This is a genomic window from Arthrobacter sp. Y3223164 (assembly GCF_059091005.1).
On record NZ_JBNHGF010000299.1, the window covers coordinates 1 to 3393 of the forward strand.

The 3393-nt window shown below is 68.4% G+C and carries 5 protein-coding genes; all 5 read right to left on the reverse strand.

Annotation, left to right across the window (positions count from 1 at the left end; genetic code table 11):
• A partial coding sequence (locus AC5RUJ_RS12895; protein ID WP_494155962.1) for a beta-ketoacyl synthase N-terminal-like domain-containing protein occupies positions 1-423 on the reverse strand: 423 nt, incomplete at its 3' end.
• A gap of 106 nt (positions 424-529) precedes the next feature.
• On the reverse strand, positions 530-775 hold the full coding sequence (locus tag AC5RUJ_RS12900) for an acyl carrier protein (RefSeq protein ID WP_136786952.1): 246 nt from the start codon (positions 773-775) through the stop codon (positions 530-532).
• 111 nt (positions 776-886) lie between these two features.
• On the reverse strand, positions 887-1954 hold the full coding sequence (locus AC5RUJ_RS12905) for a beta-ketoacyl-ACP synthase III (protein WP_494022936.1): 1068 nt from the start codon (positions 1952-1954) through the stop codon (positions 887-889).
• Positions 1951-2916 (reverse strand): ACP S-malonyltransferase, encoded by a 966-nt coding sequence (locus AC5RUJ_RS12910; RefSeq protein WP_494022937.1) that lies wholly within the window; start codon positions 2914-2916, stop codon positions 1951-1953. Before AC5RUJ_RS12910 ends, AC5RUJ_RS12905 begins: the two co-directional genes overlap by 4 nt.
• A 95-nt stretch (positions 2917-3011) precedes the next feature.
• Positions 3012-3393: PucR family transcriptional regulator (locus AC5RUJ_RS12915; protein ID WP_494155963.1), on the reverse strand; the 382-nt coding region annotated here is incomplete at its 5' end.

The following is a 3393-nucleotide window of genomic DNA, read 5'->3' on the forward strand; positions in this document are numbered from 1 at the left end:
CGGGCCGTTCGGCATCAGCATCGGCACCGTCATCGGCAGCACCCGCCGCGGCCCGCGGTCGCGCAGCGTGTCCCACGCGTCCAGCAGCGTCCACACGCCGCCGATACCGGTGGCGAAAGCCACGGCCAGGCGGTCGTGGTCAACCTCTTCGATGCCGGAGTCTTTCCAAGCCTCACGGGCCGCCACCACGGCGAACTGGGTGGAGGGGTCCATCCGCTTGGCTTCGACCCGGGTCAGTACTTCGTCCGGGCGGTTGCTGGCCTGGGCAGCGAACGTCACCGGCAGTTCGTACTGGGCTACCCAATCATCTTCGAGGGTACGGGCCCCGGAAACGCCCTTGAGCGCATTCCGCCACATCGTGGGGACGTCGCCGCCGATCGGGGTGGTGGCGCCGAGGCCGGTGATGACTACTTTGCGTGCCATTGATTCATTCTCTCAATAGTGATTGGGCAATAAATCCGGTGCGGCGGCCGGACCGGGGGTCACCCGCCGGCCGCCGAGTCCCGGGAAGCCCCCGGGCGGCGCGGAACTAAGCCTGGGCGTTGACGATGAAGTTGACGGCGTCACCGACGGTCTTGAGGTTCTTGACCTCTTCGTCCGGGATGCGCACGCCGAACTTTTCCTCGGCGTTGACCACGATGGTCATCATCGAGATGGAATCAATGTCCAGGTCATCGGTGAAGGACTTGTCCAGCTCGACAGCCTCCGGGGCCAGGCCGGTCTCTTCGTTGACGATCTCGGCCAGTCCGGCCAGGATTTCTTCGTTGCTAGCCATGGTGGCTCCTTTTCTTGTGCTGCCGGACGGTGTCCGGACGGGGTGTCAAACCGCGGTCTGCGGCCTGGTTCTGGTGGGATTGTAGGGGAGGCCCGACTACCGCAAGGCAGTCTACGGCAGGACGATGACCTGCGCGCCGAAGACCAGCCCGGCGCCGAAGCCGATCTGCAGGGCGAACCCGCCGGAGAGCGCGGGGTTCTCCTGCAACAGGCGGTGCGTGGCCAAGGGGATGGACGCCGCCGAGGTGTTGCCGGCATCGGCGATGTCGCGCGCCACGACCACGCTCTCGGGCAGCTTCAGCTGCTTGACCATCTCGTCGATGATGCGCATGTTCGCCTGGTGCGGCACGAAGGCGGCGAGGTCCTCGGGCTGCAGGCCGGCCGCCTCGAGCGCCTGCTTGGCTACCTTCGCCATTTCCCAGACCGCCCAGCGGAACACGGACGGCCCGTCCTGGCGCAGCGTGGGCCAGAGCTTGCTGTCCGTCTCGTCGAAGGTGTCCGAGACGGCCGAGAGCGAGCCGGCCGCCTCTGCGGCCAGCGAGAGCTCGCGGACGTGGTTGAGCGAGTGGGTCATGCTGATGGTGTCCCACTTGCTGCCGTCGGAGCCCCAGACCGGCTTGCTGATGCCCGGGGTGTCGGACGGGCCCACGATGACGGCGCCGGCGCCGTCGCCCAGCAGGAAGGAGATCGTCCGCTCGGTGTTGTCGATGACGTCGGAGAGCTTTTCCGCGCCGACCACCAGCACGTAGTCGGCGGTGCCGGAACGCACCAGGGCGTCGGCCTGCGCGATGCCGTAGCAGTATCCGGCGCAGGCGGCGGAGATGTCGAAGGCGGGAGCCGGGGTGGCGCCGATCCGGTCGGCCAGGGCCGCGGCGGCCGACGGCGTGGCGTAGGGATGGGAGACGGTAGAGACGAGGACGGCCCCGAGCTGGTCGCCGGTGATGCCGGCCTGAGCCATCGCTTCCTTGGCGGCGCCTTCGGCCATGTCCAGCACGGACGTGTTGGCGTCCGCCCGGTGACGGGTGACGATCCCGGTCCGCTGGCGAATCCATTCGTCGGAGGAGTCGATCCACTGGCAGACGTCGTCGTTGGTGACGATGACGTCCGGACGGTACGCTCCGATGCCCAGGATGCGCGTGAAGTCGCGTAGCGGGGTCTGCTGGATGACGGGTGTGCTCACTGCTCGGATTCTCCAGACGTGCTGTTCAGGACGGGGGTCTGTTCGGTGTGCTCGGCGATGAAGGCGCGGGCCGCTTCCAGGTCTTCCGGCGACTTCAGGGCCATGGTTGCCACGCCCTTCATGCCGCGCTTCGCCAGCCCGGCCAGCGTACCGGCCGGCGGCAGTTCCAGCAGTCCGGTGACGCCGACGGACACGAGCTTCTCCATGCATTTGTCCCAGCGGACCGGGCGCGACACCTGGGCGATCAGGCTGTCCAGGTTCTCGTCGCCGCCGAAGACCGGTTCGCCGTCGTAATTGGAGAGCAGGGTCAGCGACGGCAGGGCCGGCTTCAGCTGGGGACGCAGGGTTTCCAGGGCGCTGACCGCCGGGGCCATGTGTTCGGTGTGGAAGGCGCCGGCGACCTTCAGCGGGATCACCCGCGCCTTGGCCGGCGGATTCGCGGCGAACGCCTGCAGTTGTTCGAGCGTGCCGGCGGCGACCGTCTGGCCGCCGCCATTGGCGTTGGCCGGGGTGAGTCCGGCCGCTTCGATCGCGGCGAGCACTTCGTCCGGATCGCCGCCGAGCACCGCGCTCATGCCGGTCGGGGTCTGGGCGGCGGCGCGCGCCATGGCGTTGGCCCGCTCGCGCACGAAGTTCATGGCATCGTTCTCGGTCAGCGCGCCGGCGATGGCGGACGCCGTAATCTCACCTACCGAGTGGCCGGCGACGACGGTGGACAGGTCGAGGGGCTCATCGGCGGTCAGGGCGCGGGCGGCCAGCAGGCCCGCGGCCACGATCAGCGGCTGGGCGACGGCGGTGTCCTTGATGGTCTCCTCATCCGACACGGTGCCGTGCGTGAGAAGGTCCAGCTGGGCGATGTCGCTGAGCAGTCCGAGGTGTTCGGGCACACCGGGGACCTCGAGCCAGGGATTGAGGAATCCGGGCGTTTGGGAACCCTGGCCCGGGCAGACTATTGCAAGCACGTATTCAAGCTTTCCAAAGAGGAGGCGGTTTCCACGGTGTTTCGGCACACGAAGCTCGCCGAACCGCTTTGTAGGAAGTCTACAAGGTGGCGCAACTACTGCCGAGCCGCCGCGCGGTCCTTCGGGCTCCGCGCGGGAGCCACCAGGCGTCCCACGCCGAGGGCGGTCTGCAGCACGAAGGCCTCCCGCGGCAGCAGCGGATCCCAGCCGGTCACATCGCACACCCGGCGCAGCCGGTAGCGCACCGTGTTGGCGTGGACGAACAGTTCCCGCGCCGTGGCCTCCAGCGAATGCCCCAGCGACAGGTAGCTGGAGAGCGTTTCGACCAACCCGTTGCCGGCGTTGAGCAGCGGCACGTAGATGTACTTGTAGAGGTCGCGTCGCGCGGCGTCGTCGCCGGACATCACCCGCTCGGGCCACAGGTCGTTGGCGGCGACAGGACGCGGCGCGGCCGGCCAGGCCTTGGCCGCGTTGAGC